Raw genomic sequence first — 17,817 nt, forward strand, 5'->3', positions numbered from 1 at the left:
GCATGTGTCACACGGCGTGCGTAAGGGCTGGGTGTGATCGCGGCTACGACGACCGCAAGGCTTCTCCTCCGCAAACTTCGGGCGCGTGATCAGCCGGCGCGTGCGCCGATCCACGCCAACCACAGCCACCCGGCGATCAGCAGCGAGCCGCCGATGGGCGTGATCGCGCCGAACCAGCGCGGTGCGCCGATCGCCATCAGGTACAGGGTTCCGGCGAAGATCGCCGCGCCGACGATGAACAACCACGCCGGTCCGCGCGCATCGAGGCGCGATGCGATCAGCGCCGCGACCACGTGCAGCAGCTGGTACTGACCACCCGTGCGCAACCATTCCGCGGCTTCGCCACTCGCACCATGCGCGCCGAACGCGCCCGCCGCCACCGCCAGCGCGCCCGACAGACCCGCCGCCACCATCAGCCAGTTCATGTCGCTGCTCCCGTACCCGTATTGATCGGCTCGTCGCGCTCGAACTGCGTGATGATGCTTTCGCGCGCTGCGCGAATGTCGCCCGCTTCGATCTGGAGCCTCAGGCGTTCGCGATCCCGCGCGCGGTACATGTCCTCCGCGCGGTCGATCTCCTCGTTCGAAATGCGCAGGCCCTGCATCGCCGCGCGCGCCATCTTGACCGCCGACTCGAGCACCTCGCGCACCACGTACTGCGCCGGACCGTTCTTCAGCTTGATCAGCGCACGACGATCATACGCACGCACGTAGACCCTCGCCCTCGGAAAGGCCTCGTGCACGCTCTCCAGCCAGTCCGCGTCCACCTGGTCGCCGTCGAGACAGAAGAGGATCAGCTCGGCCTCCGCCGCCCCCGCCTGCCACAGCAGGTCGAGTCGCGTGCCGTCTCCGAAATAGACCTTGGCGCCGAACTCCGCGGCGATATCGATCATCTCGATGTCGCGATCGATCAGGGTGACGGGCACGCCGCTGGCGATCAGCATCTGCGCGACCGTCTGACCAAACCTGCCGTAACCGACGATCAGTGCGTTGGCGCCGTCGCTTCTCGGACCGTCCCGCTCGGCCTGGCTGTCGATCGGCGCCTCGCGGAACCGCCTGGTCGCCATCATCAGGAATGGCGTACTCGCCATCGACAGGGTGATGATGGCGCCGAACAGACTGGCCGCCTCCGGCGCGATCAGCAAGCCGTTCTGCGCCTGCGTCAGCAGGACGAAGCCGAACTCGCCGCCCTGGCTGAGCAACAGACCGAGCGCCAGCGCGGGCCGCCACGGCATCCTGAACGCGCGGCCGATCGCGAAGATGACTAGGGCCTTGGTCGCGATCAGCGCGGTCGCCATTCCAACCACGAACAGCGGCCGCTCGGCGATGGTGGCGAGATCGAGCATCATGCCGACCGCGAGGAAGAACAAGCCGAGCAGGATGGAGCGGAACGGCTCGATGTCCGCTTCCAACTCATGCCGGTATGGGCTGTCCGCCAGCATCACGCCCGCCACGAACGCGCCGAGCGCGGTCGATAGCCCGAGGAACTCCATCAAGGCCGCGGACGCGATCACCGTGAACAGCGCCGCGAACACGAACAGCTCGCGCTCGCCGTGATTGCCGATCCACCGGAACAGCGGCGTCAGCACGAACCGACCGGCCGCGATCAGCCCACCGATCGCGAGCACCGTGTACAATCCCAGCAGCCATCCCGACGGCCCGGCTGCCTCCGCCGGGTTACGGCTCAGCGCGGCGATAATGGTGATCATTGGGATGATCGACAGGTCCTGGAACAGCAGGATGGAGAAGGCGCGCTCCCCGAACGGCGTGCGCAGCCGCCCGGCCGATTGCAGCATCGGCAGCACCTGTGCCGTGGACGAGAGCGCGAGCGGCATGCCGAGCGCGAGCGCGGCCGGGATCGAGAAATGCGCGATCAACGCGAGGATGGCCGTGATCGCCGCGCCGCAGGCGAGGACCTGCAACGCGCCGAGCGCGAAGATATCTTCCTTCAACCGCCACAATTTGGCCGGGCTCAGCTCGAGCCCGACGATGAACAGCAGCATGGTGATGCCGAGCTCGGCGAAGCCCAGCTTCGTCTCCGCGTCGCCGACGAGTCCCAGGACGTGCGGCCCAACCACCGCACCCGCGATCAGGTAGCCGAGCGTGGCACCCAGACCCAGGCGTCGGAACAGCAGCACGAACGCCAGCGCGAACCCCAGCAGGACGACGCCGTCGCGCAGCAGCGATCCCTCCGCGGCATGTTCCATCAGCCGCGGTTCCGCGCCGCCGCCGCCACGTCCGCGGCCTCGGCCGCCGCCTCGAACGCGAGCCGGATCGAGGGGTGGCGCGCGGTCAGCTTCAGTCCGGGCGTGAAGATATCGATCCCCGGCCAGGCGGGCAGCGGCCCGCTACCCGCCAGCCACGCGGTCAGCTCATCGCGCGCCGCGGCGAGTTCCGCCGGCGTGCGTCCGATCGCATGCTGCGCCAGAATCGTCGACGATGCCTGACCGAGCAGGCAGGCGCGCACCAGCGTGCCCAGCTTCGCGACGCGGCCCTCCTCGTCGAGTTCGACATCAACGGTGACGCGGCTGCCGCAGATGGCGGAACGCTTCTCCACGGACGCGGCACCGTCGGGCAGGCGATCGGGGTAAGGATTGCCGAGCGCCAGCGCGGAAATCTCGGGGGTATAAAGGTCGAGGCTCACGACGCGTCTTGTCCATTGTCTTGCGGGATCGGGTACCAGCGCGGCGAGAACAGCGGCTTGCCGCGGCGGCGTCGGTCGACCACGTCCGCGATCGAGGCGCTGGTCGCGCTCAGCAGCGGATAGGTCCGCGCCTCCACAATCCATGCCGGCCGCCGCGCGGGGCCGCCGCCCAGCAGGTCGAGCACCAGCACGATCAGCAGGAAGGCGAGACTGGCGAAGATCAATCCCTTGAGCGCGCCGAAGCCGAAGCCGAGCGCGCGGTCGATCGGCCCCAGCACCGACGTCCGCGTCCGCGCGCTCACCGCGTTCACGACGACGCGGCTCAGCAGGTAGGTGCCGCCGGTCAGGACCGCGAAGGCCAGCACCGTCGCGCCCGACGGCGTGCCGATCGTGGGGGCAAGCGCGCGCGACAGCGGCAGGTGAAAGATTTTGAGCGCGAACACCATCGCCACCCAGGCGAACAGCGCCAGCACCTCCGCCACGAACCCGCGCCTGGCACCCAGCAGCGCGGTCGAGGCGACGAGCAGCAGGACGACGATGTCGAGGGCGTGCAGGTTCATCCCGCGCTAGATACGGGCTGCCGCCGCGGGCGACTAGCCCCGGCCCAGCATGTGATCGACGAAGCGACCGAGATTGCCGAAGCTGGAGAGCCGCACCGCCGCCGCGTCCGCGACGCCCGACGGCACCATCGCGCGCGTGAAGCCGAGCTTGCCCGCTTCCTTCAGCCGCAGCGGCGCGTGCGCGACAGGGCGAATTTCGCCGGACAGCGCGATTTCGCCGAACGCGATCCCGTCGGACGCGACCGGCCGTTCGCTGAGCGCGGAAATCAGCGCCGCCGCCACCGCCAGGTCGGCGGCAGGGTCCTGCACGCGGTAGCCGCCCGCGACGTTCAGGTACACTTCGCAGGTCGAGAAGCTCAATCCGCAGCGCGCTTCCAGCACCGCCAGGATCATCGCGAGCCGTCCGGAGTCCCAGCCCACGACCGCGCGCCTGGGGGTCGCCCCGCTCGCCAGCCGCACGACCAGTGCCTGTATCTCGACCAGCACGGGTCGCGTGCCCTCTAATGCCGGAAAGACGATCGACCCGGTCACACTCTCGTCGCGCTGCGTCAGGAACAGGCTGGATGGATTGGCGACCTCCACCAGCCCCTCGCCTGCCATCGCGAACACGCCGATCTCGTCCGTCCCGCCGAAGCGATTCTTGATCGCGCGTAGAATGCGATATTGATGGCTGCGCTCGCCCTCGAAGCTGAGCACGGTGTCGACCATGTGCTCCAGCACGCGCGGCCCCGCGATCGACCCGTCCTTGGTCACGTGCCCGACCAGCACCACCGCGGTGCCGCGTTCCTTGGCGAAGCGGATCAGCTCCTGCGCGGTCGCGCGCACCTGGCTGACCGTACCGGGCGCACCCTCGATTAGATCGGAATGCATCGTCTGGATCGAGTCGATCACCAGCAGCGCGGGCGGCGCGCCCTGCAGCGTCGTCAGGATGTCGCGCGTCGAGGTCGCCGCGGCGAGTTGCACCGGCGCGTCGCCGAGCCCGAGCCGTTGCGCGCGCAATCGCACCTGATCCGCCGCTTCCTCGCCCGAGACATAGGCGACGCTGCGCCCGCTGCGCGCCAGCCGCGCCGCCGCCTGGAGCAGCAATGTCGATTTGCCGACGCCCGGATCGCCACCGATCAACGTCGCCGATCCCGCGACCAGTCCGCCGCCCAGCGCCCGGTCCAGCTCGGCGATGCCGAAGGTCATCCGCTCGGGCAGCGCGATCTCGGCGTCGAGCTTGACCAACGTCAGCGCGCGACCGCCCGACTGCAGATTATGCTTGGCCTGGAACGGCGTGACGACAGCCGCCGCCTCCTCCACCAGCGTGTTCCACTCGCTGCAATCGGCACACTGCCCCTGCCAGCGGTGCGACACCGATCCGCAGGACTGACATACGTAGCGACGCTGAGCTTTGGCCATGCCCGTTCCTAGCACATGGAGAACGGGAGGGGAACAAAGACGCGGTCAGTCCTTCGACGGGATCTCCAGTCCGCGCTGAACCGCCGGGCGGGCCAACCCACGCTCCAACCAGCCCGCGACGTTGCGGAACTCGGCGAAGCCGACCAGGTCACCCGCCTTGTAGAAGTCGCGCAACGCGCGCACCCAGCCGAGCATTGAGATGTCGGCGATCGAGTAATCGCCGACGAACCACTCCTTGCCGGCGAGCGCGCGATCCATCACGCCGAGCAGCCGCTTGCTCTCATCGATGTAGCGGTCGCGCGGGCGCTTGTCCTCCCACTCCTTGCCCGCGAACTTGTGGAAGAAGCCGAGCTGCCCGAACATCGGTCCCACGCCGCCCATCTGGAACATGACCCAGGAGATCGCCTGCCAGCGCGCGGTCGATTGCTGCGGCAGGAACTGTCCTGTCTTCTCCGCCAGGTAGAGCAGGATCGCGCCGCTCTCGAACACGCCAATCGCCTCGCCGCCCGGTCCGGCGGGATCGATGATCGCCGGAATCTTGCCGTTAGGGTTGAGCGACACGAACGCGTCCGACTTCTGCTCATTGGCGGCGAAGTCGATCAGGTGCGCCTCGTACGGCAGGCCGGTTTCCTCCAGCATGATCGACGCCTTCACGCCGTTCGGCGTGTTGAGCGAGTAGAGCTGGATGCGGTCCGGATGCTGGGCGGGCCAGCGCCGCGTGATGGGGAAATCTGCCAGGGTCATGGCGCGCAAACGGCGGGGAAAGGCTGGCGTTCCGTTCACCCGCGGTTCGGAACCCGATCGTTACGCCCTCGTTCTCCCAAGCAACATCAACCGCGAAAGAGCACATATGAAGCGCTACGAGTTCCTCGCCGCTGTCGCGGCGGCAGCTTTGACCCCCGCCCTGGCCTCGGCACAGACCGCACCGGCCACCGCGCCCGCGACCGGCGCGCGGACGTCGACCGCCGGCGCCGTCACGACCGGTGCGACCGTGTACGACACCAGCGGCGGCGTCGTCGGCACGGTGGCGAGCACGGACGGCACCAACGCCGTGATCGACACCGGCACCAACAAGGCGGCGATCCCGCTGACCTCGCTCGGCAAGGGCGCGAAGGGTCCGATCCTCGCCATGACCAAGGCGCAGCTCGACGCCGCGGCCGGCGCGCAGAAGCAGCAGGCGAGCGCGGCATTTCGCGCCCAGCTCGTTACCGGGGCCAGCGTCTACGGTGCGGGCGGCGCGAAGCTCGGCACGATCAAGGCGATCGATGACACCAACGTCACGCTGACCACCGATCAGGGCGACGCCAAGCTGCCGATCACCGGGTTCGGCCCCGGACCGCAGGGCGTCACGATCGGCCTGACCGAGGCGCAACTCACCGCCGCGATGAACGGCCAAGCACCTGCTGCCGACGCGGCCCCAACCGATGCGGCCACCACCGGTGCGGCCGTGAGCGACACGTCCGTTGCCACGCCGGGCACCACCGACACGGCGTCGACCACGCCGCCTGGCGCGACGACGACCACGACCAACACGACCTTGACCACCACCAAGACGATGAAGAGCAAGCCACGTCGGTAAACTCGCTGACCCGCCCGCAGTGATGCGGGCGGGTTATCGTCAGTGAAGGCTCAGCCCCGCTGCAACCCCGACCGGACCGCGGCCACCGCGGCGTCGGCCTGGTCGGCCCTTGGACCCCCACCCTGTGCCATGTCGGGCCGTCCGCCACCGCCTTGTCCACCCAGCGCCGCGACGCCCGCCTTGACGAGGTCGACCGCGCTATAGTGCTCAATCAGGTCGGGCGTGACGCCGACTGCGATTGTCGCCTTGCCGTCGTTCACCGCGACGATCGCGACCACGCCCGAGCCGAGCTGCTGCCGCGCATCGTCGACCGCGCCGCGCAGCCCCTTCGCCTCGAAGCCGTCGAGCACCTGCGCGACGAACGCGACGTCGCCCACCATCTCTGGCCCGGCCGCGTCCTTCGCCCCGCCACCGAGCGCCAGCGCCTTCTTCGCCTCGGCGAGTTCGCGCTCCAGCCGCCGCCGATCGTCGAGCAACGCCGCGACTCGCGCGGGCACCTCGTCCGGAGTCGCGCGGAGCGCGGCCGCTGCCTCGCGCAACTTCTCGTCGCGCGCGCTCAGGTACTGACGCGCCGCCTCGCCGGTCAGCGCCTCGACGCGGCGCACGCCCGATGACACCGCACTCTCGCCCACAACCTTGAACAGCCCGATGTCGCCGAGCGCGCGCGCGTGGGTGCCGCCGCACAATTCGATCGAGTAGGCTTCGCCCGCATCATCCGTGCCCATCGACACGACGTGCACCTCGTCGCCGTACTTTTCCCCGAACAGCGCCATCGCGCCCATCGCGATCGCCTCGTCGGGGGTCATCAACCGCGTCTCGACCGTGCCATTGCCGCGAATCTGCGCGTTCACCGCCGCCTCGACGTCGGCGAGCTCGCCCGGTGCCATCGCGCTCGAGTGCGACACGTCGAAGCGCAGCCGATCGGGCGCGACGAGGCTACCCTTCTGCGCGACATGCGTGCCCAGCCGCGTCCGCAGCGCCTCGTGCAGCAGGTGCGTGGCGGAGTGATTGGCACGGATCGCGTCGCGGCGCGCCACGTTGATTGCGAGCCGCACCGTGTCGCCGACCTTGATCCCGCCAGCTTCGACCTTGGCGTGGTGAACGAACAGCTTGCCGAGCTGCTTGGAGGTGTCCGTCACGGTAGCGGCGAGACCCGCCTCGCTCGACAGCGTGCCTGCGTCGCCGACCTGCCCGCCGCTCTCGCCGTAGAAGGGCGTCTGATTGACGATCACGTCGACCTGCTCGCCCGCGCCCGCCTCCTCGACGCGCTGCCCGTCCTTGACGAGCGCGAGCACGACGCCCTCACCGCTGTCGCTGCCGTAGCCAGTGAACTCGGTCGCGCCGACTTCCTCGACCAGGTCGAACCACAGTTCGTCCGACGCCTTCGCACCCGATCCCTTCCAGGCCGCGCGCGCGGCGCGCTTCTGCTCCGCCATCGCGCTGTCGAACCCGGCGCGGTCGACCTGCAGGCCTTGCGCGCGCAGCGCGTCCTCGGTCAGGTCGTACGGGAAGCCGAAGGTGTCGTAGAGCTTGAACGCTGTTTTCCCCGCCAGCATGTCACCCTCGCCCATGCCGGCGGTCGCCTCGTCGAGCAGCCGCAGTCCCTTGTCGAGCGTCTGGCGGAAGCGCGTTTCCTCCTGCCTCAGCGTCGCCTCGATCAGCGGCTGCGCGCGCACGAGCTCGGGGTAAGCGGCGCCCATCTCGGCGACCAGGGCGGGAACGAGCCGGTGCATCAGCGGCTCCCCCCCATCTCCTTTGGCGCCACCGAGCAGGTGCGCGTGACGCATCGCGCGCCGCATGATCCGGCGCAGCACGTAACCGCGCCCTTCGTTCGCGGGCAGCACGCCGTCGGCGACGAGAAAGCCCGAGCAGCGCAGGTGATCGGCGATGACGCGGTGGCTCGCCTGATTGTCGCCGGTCGTGGCCGTGTGCGTCAGCGCGCCGGAGGCGGCGATCAGCGCCTTGAACGTGTCCGTGTCGTAATTGTCGTGGACGCCCTGCATCACCGCGGCGATCCGCTCCAGCCCCATGCCGGTGTCGATCGACGGCCGCGGCAGGTCGCCGGTGATCTGGTCGGCCTCCTGCACGAATTGCATGAAGACGAGGTTCCAGATCTCGACGAAACGATCGCCGTCCTCGTCCGGGCTTCCCGGCGGGCCGCCCGCGATATGCTCGCCGTGATCGTAGAAGATCTCGGAGCACGGCCCGCACGGCCCGTCCGATCCCATCGCCCAGAAATTGTCCTTGGTCGCGATGCGGATGATGCGATGGTCGGGCAGCCCCGCTATCTTCTTCCACAGATCGAACGCCTGATTGTCGGTATGGTAGACCGTCGCGGTCAGTCTGTCCGCCGGCAGCCCCCATTCCTTCGTCAGCAGCGTCCAGGCGTGGGTGATCGCCTCTTCCTTGAAGTAATCGCCGAACGAGAAATTACCGAGCATTTCGAAGAAGGTATGATGCCGCGCGGTATAGCCGACGTTGTCGAGATCGTTGTGCTTGCCCCCCGCGCGCACGCACTTCTGCGAACTGCTCGCAGTCGTGTAGGGTCGTATTTCCAGCCCGGTGAACACGTTCTTGAACGGGACCATGCCGGCGTTGACGAACATCAGCGTCGGATCGTTCTGCGGCACCAGCGGTGCCGACGGCACGACCTGATGGCCGGCGGCGCCGAAATAGTCGAGGAAGCTGCGGCGAAGGTCGTTGGTCGATATCATGGCCAGCGACTTAATGGGCAGATCGCGCGCTGCCTAGCGCTTCGTCGCGCAGCGTCCCGGCAGGGGGGCGCCGCCGATCAATCGCGCGCGTTGGTGACCGGTGCTCGCCCCAGCGCCGCCGCCAGCGTCGCGTGCCGCTTCGCCACCGTCTCGCCGTACAAGGCGCGGTCCGCGCGATTCATGTCGAGCCGGACCGTGGAGGCCTGAAGCGTCAGTCGCGACCGGCGCAACGGTTCCGCGACCCCCGCACTCAGACGCTGACCCAGACGGATCGCGTGCCCCCAGCTCACCGCGCGACGCAACGCCGCCTCCGACGCGAGCTGCGCCAGCACGGCGGGCGATGTCGCCGCGCCGCCGAGCGCAGTCCATAGCGCCTGCGCCATCATCGCGCGCCCGCGCCCGTCAACCCCGACCCAGTTGCCGTGGAGCGCGATCTCCAGGCCCCGCTCGGCGCGGAACTCCGGGTTCGCGCGCCACCCGACGTCGGCCAGCTGACAAGCGGCATTGCGCAGGCGCGCCTCTGCCGGCTTGTCCTCGCCGAACAAAGGCGCGATCCAGCGATCGAGCAGGTCACCGTGTTCGGGAAATCGGCCGGATAGGCGCCCCTCGTCCTTCGCCGCGACGAGCAACGGGTCCTGCGCACGCTCGTCCGCGCTCAGTTCCCCGAATAATAGACCTTCGCGCAGGCCGAAGGCAGACACGATTGTGCCGCTGCTTCTCAGATGCTTGAGCAACGCGGACAGCAACGCGGCCGCGTCGCCGAGCGTTGAGATACGGCCGCTCGACAGACCGGGCACCTCCTTCAGCTGCGGTTTGCCGACGTGCGACAAGGTGCGCCGCAGGCTTGCGACCGTCCCCGGTGACATCGCGTATTGATGAATGATGGGCAGCGGATACCGCGCGCGGTGCATCGCCAGGCGCGCGAGCCCACGCCAGGACCCGCCGACCAGGTACAAGGGCAGGTTCTTGCCCGCACCGATCCAGCCCGCCTCGCCCAGCAGGTGCTCCACTCGTCGGTCGAGGCGTCCCCGCTCCCGCAGCGGGGCCAGCCGCAGCACGCCGAGCGGAAACGATACGCGCTTCGTCACCTCGCCTTTGCGCACACGGACGAGCTCGAGACTGCCGCCCCCCAGGTCGCCGACGATGCCGTCCGCACCAGGTATACCCGACAGCACGCCGTGGCCGGCCGCCGCGGCTTCCTCTTCTCCCGACAAGATTTCTACCGTGAGACCCGCAATCTCGGCGATCCCGATCAACTGCGCGCCGTTGCTCGCGTCGCGTACCGCGGCGGTCGCGACGGTTCGGACGCGGCTCACGTCCATCGCCTGCGCCAGCGCGGCGAAACGGTGCAGCGCCGCGTCCGCGGACGCCATCGCCTCGGCGTCGATCGTGCCGGTCGCGGCGAGGCTGCGGCCGAGGCCTGCAAGCACCTTCTCGTTGAACAACGTCGTGGGTAGCCGTGCAGGTCCCTGGTAGACGACGAGACGGATCGAGTTGGAGCCAATGTCGATGATCGCCGTGCGCGGCGACTCGGCGCCTCGCCCTTGCAGCGCGGGGGTCACGAACGCTGTCGCAACTTGAGCGTCGGAACCTCGCCGCCCTTCTCGTCCAGCGCCGCGCCGCGGCCGGAGAGCGAAGGATTGGTCATGAAATAGCGGTGGAGGTTGAACGGCCGATCGCTCGTGGAGACCCGATCGTAGCTGCCATCGGGCTGCAATTCCCAGCTCTGGTCGTTGTCGATCAGGTTGGCAACCATCACCTGATCGAGCACCTGATCGTGGACCGTCTCATTCTCGATCGGCAACAGATACTCGACCCGGCGATCGAAATTGCGTGGCATCCAGTCGGCCGACGAGATGTAGATGCGCGCGTCATCGTTGGGCAGCGCCGCGCCGTTGCCGAAGACCGCGATCCGGCTGTGCTCCAGGAACCGCCCGACGATCGACTTGACGCGGATGTTCTCGGACAGGCCCGCTACGCCGGGGCGCAGGCAGCAGATGCCGCGGATGATCAGCTCGATCTCGACGCCCGCCGAACTGGCCTCATACAATTTCTCGATGATCGCCGGATCGACGAGACTGTTCATCTTGGCCCAGATCGATGCGCTTCGTCCGTCACGCGCGTGCGCGATCTCCGCGTCGATGTCGGCGATCAGCCGGGCGCGCAGATCGCGCGGGCTCAGCACCACCGCTTCCATTCCCTGCGGCTCGACGTAGCCGGTAATGTAGTTAAACATCCGCGCAGCGTCGCGCCCGAGTCTCGGATCGGCGGTGAAGAAGCTCAGGTCGGTGTAGATCCTCGCGGTCACCGGGTGGTAATTGCCGGTGCCGAAATGGCAGTAGGTGCGGAACTGCGTGCCCTCGCGCCTGACCACCATCGCCACCTTGGCGTGCGTCTTCCAATCAATGAAGCCATAGACGACCTGCACCCCCGCGCGCTCCAGCGCGCTCGCCCATTGCAGGTTCTGTTCCTCGTCGAACCTGGCCTTCAGCTCGACCACCGCCGTCACCGACTTCCCGGCCTCCGCCGCGGCGATCAGCGCGTTGATGACGGCGGACTGCTTGCCCGCGCGGTACAGCGTCTGCTTGATCGCGACCACGTCGGGATCGTTCGCCGCCTGCTTGAGAAAGGCGAGCACGACGTCGAACGTCTCGTACGGGTGATGAACGATGATGTCCTTGGCACGGATTGCGGCAAAGCAATCGCCGCCGAACTCGCGAATACGCTCGGGAAAGCGCGGGGTGAAGGGCGTGAACTTCAGGTCGGGCCGGTCCTCGTCGGCCAGCAGCGCGAGATCGCCGATGCCGAGGAATGCACCGCTCTCGGTCACGATCGTGTCCGATCCGCCCAGTTCCTCGCGCAGCACCGCGGCGAGCGCCTCGCTCATCCCGGTTTCGAGTTCCAGCCGGATGACGCGCCCGCGCCGCCGCCGCTTGATCGCGTTGGCGAAGTAGCGGACGAGATCCTCCGCCTCTTCCTCGATCTCGATATCGCTGTCGCGCAGCACGCGGAACTCCGCCGCGCCCAAGACGTCGTAGCCGGGGAACATCAGGTTGGAAAATCGCTTCAACAGCGACTCGACCGCGACGTAGCGCGCGCCCTCGCCCGGCAAACGCACGAAGCGCGGCATCGCATTCGGCAGCATAACCAATTCACGGATCGGCTCCTTGTCCGATCTCCGCACGAGATCGAACATCACCGCCATGCCCTTGTTGCGCATGAACGGGAACGGATGCGCCGGATCGAGCGCCTGCGGCGTGATGACCGGAAATAGCTGCTCGCGGAAATGCGTCTCCAGCCACGCCTGCTCATCCATGCTGAGCGCCGTGTCGATCGCGTGGCTGCCGATCACGCGGATGCCCGCTTCCGCGAGCGCGTAGCGGATGTCGCGCCACACCGATTGCTGGCTCACCATCAGCGCGTCCGCCTCGACCGTGATCGCGGCGAGCTGCTGTCCCGGCGTCAGCCCGTCGGCGGAGCGCAGTTCCACGTCCTGCAACTGCTGACCCTTCAACCCGGCGACGCGCACCATGAAAAACTCGTCAAGATTGTCGCCCGAGATGGCGAGGAAGCGCAACCGCTCGAGCAGCGGGTGCGCCGTGTTGCACGCTTCCTCCAGCACGCGGCGGTTGAATGCCAGCCATGACAGCTCGCGGTTGAAGTAACGCTCGCCCGCGACCTTCTCGAACGGATCGTCGTCGCGTTCGCGCTGTAGGTGGGCGGGCCGTGTCATGGGGTGATCGAATCCTCTGCAACGCCGAACAGCACGGCCAGCAGGTCACGCGCGAGCGGAATTGTAACGCGCCGACGTTCGGACAACGCGGCTTGTTCCAGCCCATCGAGCATCTGCGCGACAGCTTGATGACGCCGCGGCAGCCGCGGCACCAGCCATTCGAGCAGATTGTCGCGCACGTCCAACCGGCGGCGGGCAAACCCGCGCTCCAGCAACGCGCGCACCAGCTGCTCGTCGGGTGCGTCGATCAGCGCGACCGGGCTGGCAGCAAGACGGGTGCGCAGATCGGGCAACTCCACCGTCCACACCGGCGCGGCAGCGCCCGCGACGAGCAGCAGGGGCACGCGCGTCGCCTGCGCATCGTTCCACGCGTGGAACAGCATCTCCTCGCCGACACGTTCCGCGTCGTCGATCACGCGCCCACCGGATTGTGCGGCGAAGACCTGCGCCAGCAGGCTGCGTCCCGAACTCGCCGGCCCGATCAACAGCGCCGCCATGACCGGCCAATTCTGCCATTGCTGCAGGACCTGCACCGCGCGACGATTCGACTCGGTTATAAGGAACTCGACGTCGCGCGCCTGGTCAGGCCACGCGAGCGGCAAGGGGAATTGCATGGCGGGTGGCACCCCGCAAATCTCGCTACAGCGCGACCGCGTCATCCCGCCAGTGCATTGTCGGGCTGGAGATCGGGCGGCAGCAGCTGCGGCGCCCGGCGAATGCGCATAGTCGTGCCGCCGCCGAACACCTGCCAGCCGCGCGCCTCCAGACCGGCACGAAAATTGGCGGGTTCGCCCGCGAATGACAACACCATCAACGACACCCCGCCGAGCGCCAGGCTGCTGGTCGATGCGCTACGCACGCCTGGCACGCCGCGCAGCGCGCTCTCGGTGCTCGCGACCGCGCCGGCGTCAGGCGTCTCGACCTGCACGATGATGCTGACGACGGGTGCGCTCGCGTCGTCCGTCGGTGCCAGCGTCTCCGTGACGGCCGGGATGTCGCTGACTGCCTCGGTCGGAGGCGGGCTCAGTCCGGGGTCGCCGCGAAGATAGCCGCCGCGTGCGGCCGCCTGATAGATGTCGTCCATCCGCTTGACGCCCGCGTCGAGCAGCTGGGGCAGCGCGGATGCGTTCGCAGCGCGCAAGGCGAAGCGCGACAACAGGCGATTGTCGGGGCCGTGGCGCGCCTCGAACTCGCCGATCACCGGACCACCGGGCCACTGCCGTCGCAACCGCACCACCGGGATCAGCACGTCGGTTCCGCCGTACAGGTCGAGCACCTTGCGCCACCAACCGCGCGCGGGCCGCTGCGTCTGCCCGACGTTCAGCAGCAGCGGGTCGGCACCGTTGCCGGGCGGCCGAATATAATCGATCTCGCTGGTGCTGGTGCGGAACCGCGCCCACGCCTCCTGCCAGGCGGTGCGCTGCTCGAACACGCCTCCGACCCCGCCCGACCAGACGACCGGGACGACGACGAGCGGCGGCGTGCGCGAGACGTAGCTGCTGATGCCCAGCAGTCCGGCGGTGCGCGCACGGTCGAACAGCACGCCGAGTTGCGCGATATAGCGCGTCGGCCCGATCTGCTCGTTTCCGACCACGATCGCGGACACGAGCGAATCGAGCGTGCCGTCGGGTACCATCGCGCCGCCGCCGCCCAGCCGACGCGACAACTGCACCCACGCTTTGCGCTGCGCCTCGCGCCAGCCGGCGACCCGCGCCGCCTGCGCGTTCGGACCCGAGGTGTCGACACTGACGCTGCCCACCTCGTAATCGTTGGAGCTGTCGACCGCCGCGACGCCGCGGTCGCCGCCTTCGATCTGCGCCACCACCGCGCCGGCACCGAGCACGGCGACACCGATGGCCGCGGCGGTGGCGAGGAACGGACGGCTGCGCATCGGCGCCTTTTGGCGAAGCGGGCGTGGAAATCCAAGCGCGTTGTGGCTAGGCGCTTGCCGCATGACCGACGAACCCAACGCCCACGACCCAGCCGCACCCTCTGGCGGATACACCTACGCCGATGCGGGCGTCTCGATTTCCGCGGGCAACGCGCTGGTTCGCGCGATCGCCCCGCTCGCTCGCTCGACCCGGCGCAAGGGTGCCGACGCCGACTTGGGCGGGTTCGGTGGCCTGTTCGACCTTAAGGCCGCCGGCTTCACCGATCCGCTGCTAGTGGCCGCCAACGACGGCGTCGGTACCAAGCTGAAGCTCGCAATCGAGCACGACCGCCACGAGGGCGTCGGGATCGACCTCGTCGCGATGTGCGTCAACGACCTGATCGTACAGGGCGCGGAACCGCTGTTCTTCCTCGACTATTATGCCAGCGGCCGCCTCGATCAGGTGGTGGCCGAGCGCGTGATCGCTTCCATCGCCGAAGGGTGCCGCCAGGCGGGATGCGCGCTGATCGGCGGTGAAACGGCGGAGATGCCCGGGATGTACGCCGACGGCGATTATGATCTCGCCGGGTTCTGCGTCGGTGCGGTCGAGCGCGACCGGCTGCTCGACGGGCGCGACATCACGGCGGGCGACGTAGTCCTCGGCCTCGCCTCGTCGGGCGTCCACTCGAACGGCTACTCGCTGGTGCGGCGCCTCGCCGCCGATCGCGGGTGGAAGCTCGATCGACCCGCGATGTTCGATCAGGATCGCCTGCTCATCGACGCACTGATGGCGCCGACGCGCATCTACGTCGCCAGCCTTCTTCCGCTGCTGCGTGAGCGGCGCATCAAGGGCCTGGCCCACATCACCGGTGGCGGATTGCTCGAGAACATCCCGCGCGTGCTGCCGGCCGGCACGCACGCCGTCGTCGACGCCGACGCCTGGCCGCAACCGCGCCTGATGGCGTTCCTGCAGGCGCAGGGCGCAATCGAGCCCGAGGAATTGGCGCGCACGTTCAACTGTGGGATCGGCATGGCGGTTGTCGTCAGCGACAACGAGGCGGACGGCGTGACTCAGGCATTGGAGGCGGCGGATGAAACCGTATTCCGCATTGGTAATATCGAGGCGGGCGAGCGCGGCTGCACCGTGATCGGCAATACCGAGACGTGGAGCGCGCGCGGTGACTGGCGCGCGACGCACCACGCATGAGCGCGCCCGCGAAGGTCGCCGTCCTCATCTCCGGCCGCGGCTCCAACATGCAGGCCTTGGCCGAGCATGCCGGCGGCGATTACGAGATCGTGGTCGTCGCATCGGACAGGCCGAGTGCGCCGGGGCTCGCCTGGGCGATCCAGCACGGCCTGCCGACCTTCGCGCTCTCGCCGAAGGGGATTGGTAATCCGGTGTTCGAGGCAGCACTAGACGGCGCTTTGCGGGCGGCCGGCGCCGAGTGGATCGCGCTGGCGGGTTACATGCGCCTGCTCTCGGACGAATTCGTCGCCAAGTGGCGCGGGCGGATCGTCAACGTACATCCCTCGCTGCTACCGAAGTACAAGGGCCTTAATACCCACGCGCGCGCGATCGCGGCGGGCGACACTGTCGCGGGCTGCTCGGTCCACGTCGTGACCGAAGAGCTTGATGCGGGCGAGGTGCTGGGGCAGCGCGAGGTAGCGATAGTTTCCGGCGACACGTCCGACACGCTAGCCGCCCGCGTGCTGGCGGCGGAACATCAACTCTACCCGGCCGTGTTGAAGGAGTTCGTGCAACGATGAGCGAGACGCAGATACCCGACCCGCTGGCGCGCGTGCGCGAGATCGCCTTGCTGCTGCCGGGCGCACACGAAGGTACCGCCGACGGCGCGACGATGTTTCTGGTCGAGGGCCAGCCGTTCGCGACCATCGACGCGAGCAATCGCAAACTCACGCTTCACTTGAGCGACGAAGTCGGTCAGTGGAGCGACATCGCACTGGACGACGCGACCGACTGGACGCTGATCGAGGATCGCGTTGCGCGAAGCTGGGAGCTGACCGCGCCCGCTAGCCTGCTGGAGGCGGGCGGACGCTGATCGGTCAGAGGTCGCGCGCGAACACCAGGTCATCGTGCCACGTCGCCCCGACGAGGAAGCGGCGTTCACCGATGACCGACAAGCCCTGTCTGGCGTAGAAGCGGTGCGCCCGCACGTTGCCGCCGTAGACGCCCAGGAGCAGCCTGCGGTGCCCGGCTGCGCGCGCGTCCTCGACCGCACGCGCCATCAGCGCTGGTCCCAATCCCGATCCGTGCGTCGGTGTCAGCGCGTAGATGCGCTTGAGTTCGACGTCCCCGTCGCGCGGTTCGACCGGCAGGTCGGGCTCGGTCAGTAGCGTGTAGCCGAGCGGCGCCGCGCCCTGCTCCGCTTCGGCGAGCGTCGCGATCGCGCCTCGGCTCAGATAAAGCGCGAAGGCGTCCGCGCTGCTGTTGCGGGACACGTGCGCGACGATGTCCGCGCCGTCGAGGACACCCGCGAACGCTTCCAGAAAGGTGGCGCCCGCGACGAGCGAGAGAATAGCGGCATCAGCCGCGCTCGCGCGTCGCAGGCGCCAGTTCATGTCAGCCCCGAACTTCAGCCAACAATCTCTTCCGGCTTGAAGAAATAGGCGATCTCCGTCTCGGCATTCTCGTCCGAATCGGAGCCATGCACGGTGTTCGCCTCGATCGACTCGGCCAGTTCCTTGCGGATCGTGCCGGGCTCCGCATTCGCCGGGTTGGTCGCGCCCATGATGTCGCGGTTGCGCTGCATCGCGTTCTCGCCCTCGAGCACCTGCACGACGACAGGGCTTGAGATCATGAACTCGACGAGATCGTTGAAGAACGGGCGCTCCTTGTGCACCGCGTAGAAGCCCTCGGCCTGGTCGCGGGTCATGTGGATGCGCTTGGACGCGACGATGCGCAGGCCCGCGTCCTCCAGCATCTTGGTGACCGCGCCGGTCAGGTTGCGACGCGTGGCGTCGGGCTTGATGATCGAGAAGGTACGGTTCGCGGCCATAAACGGTCACGGGCTCCTGAAACAAAGGTGATGGGAAGTGCGCGCCTCCTATCGGGCGCGCTCCGAACACGCAAGAAGGCGGGCAAGGCTAGGCCGCTTGCTCCCAGCGCCCCGAGGCGTCCTGCTTCCAGTAGCGCCGTTCGACCCCATCGCGCGCCGCCAGCGCCTTCCACGCGGCGCGCGCGTCGGCGATGCGATCGTCATCGAAGAAGTGAAACGCGCGGTCGAAGTCGAGCGCCCCGTCTCGCCACGCGCCGTCCGCCAGCGCGACGTTGCGCGCCTGGTTGGTGGCGGCGACCT

The 17,817-nt window shown here is 68.4% G+C and carries 17 protein-coding genes and 1 pseudogene; 4 read left to right on the forward strand and 14 right to left on the reverse strand.

From position 1 onward, the window contains the following. Positions 1-89: 89 nt before the first annotated feature. From ACFDS6_RS03445 to ACFDS6_RS03470, 6 genes are read right to left on the reverse strand one after another with little or no spacing between them, the layout of a single operon-like run. Entirely contained in the window at positions 90-425 is a 336-nt protein-coding gene (locus tag ACFDS6_RS03445; protein ID WP_375270706.1) for a DUF423 domain-containing protein, read from the reverse strand. Continuing rightward, positions 422-2,206, reverse strand: a complete 1,785-nt coding sequence (locus tag ACFDS6_RS03450; protein WP_375270707.1) for a cation:proton antiporter — start codon at positions 2,204-2,206, stop codon at positions 422-424. Before ACFDS6_RS03450 ends, ACFDS6_RS03445 begins: the two co-directional genes overlap by 4 nt. Beyond that, entirely contained in the window at positions 2,206-2,643 is a 438-nt protein-coding gene (locus ACFDS6_RS03455; RefSeq protein ID WP_375270708.1) for an iron-sulfur cluster assembly scaffold protein, read from the reverse strand. Before ACFDS6_RS03455 ends, ACFDS6_RS03450 begins: the two co-directional genes overlap by 1 nt. Then, positions 2,640-3,203: a CvpA family protein gene (locus ACFDS6_RS03460; RefSeq protein ID WP_375270709.1), complete on the reverse strand. Its 564-nt coding sequence runs from the start codon at positions 3,201-3,203 to the stop codon at positions 2,640-2,642. The genes ACFDS6_RS03455 and ACFDS6_RS03460 overlap by 4 nt, the downstream gene beginning before the upstream one ends. 33 nt (positions 3,204-3,236) lie before the next feature. After that, positions 3,237-4,604 (reverse strand): DNA repair protein RadA, encoded by a 1,368-nt coding sequence (gene radA, locus ACFDS6_RS03465; RefSeq protein ID WP_375270710.1) that lies wholly within the window; start codon positions 4,602-4,604, stop codon positions 3,237-3,239. Positions 4,605-4,649: 45 nt separating this feature from the next. Next, positions 4,650-5,348: a glutathione S-transferase N-terminal domain-containing protein gene (locus ACFDS6_RS03470; RefSeq protein ID WP_375270711.1), complete on the reverse strand. Its 699-nt coding sequence runs from the start codon at positions 5,346-5,348 to the stop codon at positions 4,650-4,652. Between the two features lie 106 nt (positions 5,349-5,454). Between ACFDS6_RS03470 and ACFDS6_RS03475 the strand changes: the two genes are divergently transcribed. Continuing rightward, positions 5,455-6,183 carry a hypothetical protein gene (locus ACFDS6_RS03475; protein WP_375270712.1) on the forward strand — a complete coding sequence of 243 codons (729 nt, stop codon included), beginning with the start codon at positions 5,455-5,457 and terminating at the stop codon, positions 6,181-6,183. Between the two features lie 50 nt (positions 6,184-6,233). On the opposite strand, the gene alaS is transcribed toward ACFDS6_RS03475, so the two are convergent. From alaS to ACFDS6_RS03500, 5 genes are all read right to left on the reverse strand, one after another. Then, positions 6,234-8,897 carry an alanine--tRNA ligase gene (alaS, locus tag ACFDS6_RS03480; protein WP_375270713.1) on the reverse strand — a complete coding sequence of 888 codons (2,664 nt, stop codon included), beginning with the start codon at positions 8,895-8,897 and terminating at the stop codon, positions 6,234-6,236. Between the two features lie 77 nt (positions 8,898-8,974). Further along, entirely contained in the window at positions 8,975-10,459 is a 1,485-nt protein-coding gene (locus ACFDS6_RS03485; RefSeq protein WP_375270714.1) for a Ppx/GppA family phosphatase, read from the reverse strand. After that, positions 10,456-12,630 carry an RNA degradosome polyphosphate kinase gene (locus ACFDS6_RS03490; protein ID WP_375270715.1) on the reverse strand — a complete coding sequence of 725 codons (2,175 nt, stop codon included), beginning with the start codon at positions 12,628-12,630 and terminating at the stop codon, positions 10,456-10,458. The genes ACFDS6_RS03485 and ACFDS6_RS03490 overlap by 4 nt, the downstream gene beginning before the upstream one ends. Further along, positions 12,627-13,244 carry a chromosomal replication initiator DnaA gene (locus tag ACFDS6_RS03495; protein WP_375270716.1) on the reverse strand — a complete coding sequence of 206 codons (618 nt, stop codon included), beginning with the start codon at positions 13,242-13,244 and terminating at the stop codon, positions 12,627-12,629. Before ACFDS6_RS03495 ends, ACFDS6_RS03490 begins: the two co-directional genes overlap by 4 nt. 41 nt (positions 13,245-13,285) lie before the next feature. Beyond that, on the reverse strand, positions 13,286-14,521 hold the full coding sequence (locus tag ACFDS6_RS03500; RefSeq protein WP_375270717.1) for a heavy-metal-associated domain-containing protein: 1,236 nt from the start codon (positions 14,519-14,521) through the stop codon (positions 13,286-13,288). A gap of 61 nt (positions 14,522-14,582) precedes the next feature. Here ACFDS6_RS03500 and purM point away from each other — a divergent pair, with 61 nt between their 5' ends. From purM to ACFDS6_RS03515, 3 genes are read left to right on the forward strand one after another with little or no spacing between them, the layout of a single operon-like run. Next, complete coding sequence (gene purM / locus ACFDS6_RS03505) at positions 14,583-15,707, forward strand: phosphoribosylformylglycinamidine cyclo-ligase (RefSeq protein ID WP_375270718.1); 1,125 nt, start codon at positions 14,583-14,585, stop codon at positions 15,705-15,707. Next, positions 15,704-16,267 carry a phosphoribosylglycinamide formyltransferase gene (gene purN, locus ACFDS6_RS03510; RefSeq protein ID WP_375270719.1) on the forward strand — a complete coding sequence of 188 codons (564 nt, stop codon included), beginning with the start codon at positions 15,704-15,706 and terminating at the stop codon, positions 16,265-16,267. Before purM ends, purN begins: the two co-directional genes overlap by 4 nt. Then, positions 16,264-16,560: an MmcQ/YjbR family DNA-binding protein gene (locus tag ACFDS6_RS03515; RefSeq protein WP_375270720.1), complete on the forward strand. Its 297-nt coding sequence runs from the start codon at positions 16,264-16,266 to the stop codon at positions 16,558-16,560. Before purN ends, ACFDS6_RS03515 begins: the two co-directional genes overlap by 4 nt. A gap of 4 nt (positions 16,561-16,564) precedes the next feature. On the opposite strand, the gene ACFDS6_RS03520 is transcribed toward ACFDS6_RS03515, so the two are convergent. From ACFDS6_RS03520 to ACFDS6_RS03530, 3 genes and pseudogenes are all read right to left on the reverse strand, one after another. After that, the gene (locus ACFDS6_RS03520) at positions 16,565-17,080 is read right to left on the reverse strand and encodes a GNAT family N-acetyltransferase (RefSeq protein WP_375270721.1); all 516 of its coding nucleotides are present in this window, start codon (positions 17,078-17,080) and stop codon (positions 16,565-16,567) included. Between the two features lie 14 nt (positions 17,081-17,094). Continuing rightward, positions 17,095-17,517: a nucleoside-diphosphate kinase gene (gene ndk / locus ACFDS6_RS03525; protein WP_375270722.1), complete on the reverse strand. Its 423-nt coding sequence runs from the start codon at positions 17,515-17,517 to the stop codon at positions 17,095-17,097. Positions 17,518-17,605: 88 nt separating this feature from the next. Continuing rightward, positions 17,606-17,817: pseudogene (locus tag ACFDS6_RS03530) on the reverse strand (DNA polymerase III subunit chi); the annotation flags it as partial.

This window comes from Sphingomonas sp. (assembly GCF_042095875.1).
Taxonomy (GTDB): Bacteria; Pseudomonadota; Alphaproteobacteria; order Sphingomonadales; family Sphingomonadaceae; genus Sphingomonas.

Bases quoted from the DNA above. Each gene is read 5' to 3' on its own strand.
- ACFDS6_RS03445 (WP_375270706.1), bottom strand. From the start codon at position 425: ATGAACTGGCTGATGGTGGCGGCGGGTCTGTCGGGCGCGCTGGCGGTG.
- ACFDS6_RS03450 (WP_375270707.1), bottom strand. From the start codon at position 2,206: ATGGAACATGCCGCGGAGGGATCGCTGCTGCGCGACGGCGTCGTCCTG.
- ACFDS6_RS03460 (WP_375270709.1), bottom strand. From the start codon at position 3,203: ATGAACCTGCACGCCCTCGACATCGTCGTCCTGCTGCTCGTCGCCTCG.
- radA (WP_375270710.1), bottom strand. From the start codon at position 4,604: ATGGCCAAAGCTCAGCGTCGCTACGTATGTCAGTCCTGCGGATCGGTG.
- ACFDS6_RS03470 (WP_375270711.1), bottom strand. From the start codon at position 5,348: ATGACCCTGGCAGATTTCCCCATCACGCGGCGCTGGCCCGCCCAGCAT.
- ACFDS6_RS03475 (WP_375270712.1), top strand. From the start codon at position 5,455: ATGAAGCGCTACGAGTTCCTCGCCGCTGTCGCGGCGGCAGCTTTGACC.
- alaS (WP_375270713.1), bottom strand. From the start codon at position 8,897: ATGATATCGACCAACGACCTTCGCCGCAGCTTCCTCGACTATTTCGGC.
- ACFDS6_RS03490 (WP_375270715.1), bottom strand. From the start codon at position 12,630: ATGACACGGCCCGCCCACCTACAGCGCGAACGCGACGACGATCCGTTC.
- ACFDS6_RS03495 (WP_375270716.1), bottom strand. From the start codon at position 13,244: ATGCAATTCCCCTTGCCGCTCGCGTGGCCTGACCAGGCGCGCGACGTC.
- ACFDS6_RS03500 (WP_375270717.1), bottom strand. From the start codon at position 14,521: ATGCGCAGCCGTCCGTTCCTCGCCACCGCCGCGGCCATCGGTGTCGCC.
- purM (WP_375270718.1), top strand. From the start codon at position 14,583: ATGACCGACGAACCCAACGCCCACGACCCAGCCGCACCCTCTGGCGGA.
- purN (WP_375270719.1), top strand. From the start codon at position 15,704: ATGAGCGCGCCCGCGAAGGTCGCCGTCCTCATCTCCGGCCGCGGCTCC.
- ACFDS6_RS03515 (WP_375270720.1), top strand. From the start codon at position 16,264: ATGAGCGAGACGCAGATACCCGACCCGCTGGCGCGCGTGCGCGAGATC.
- ACFDS6_RS03520 (WP_375270721.1), bottom strand. From the start codon at position 17,080: ATGAACTGGCGCCTGCGACGCGCGAGCGCGGCTGATGCCGCTATTCTC.
- ndk (WP_375270722.1), bottom strand. From the start codon at position 17,517: ATGGCCGCGAACCGTACCTTCTCGATCATCAAGCCCGACGCCACGCGT.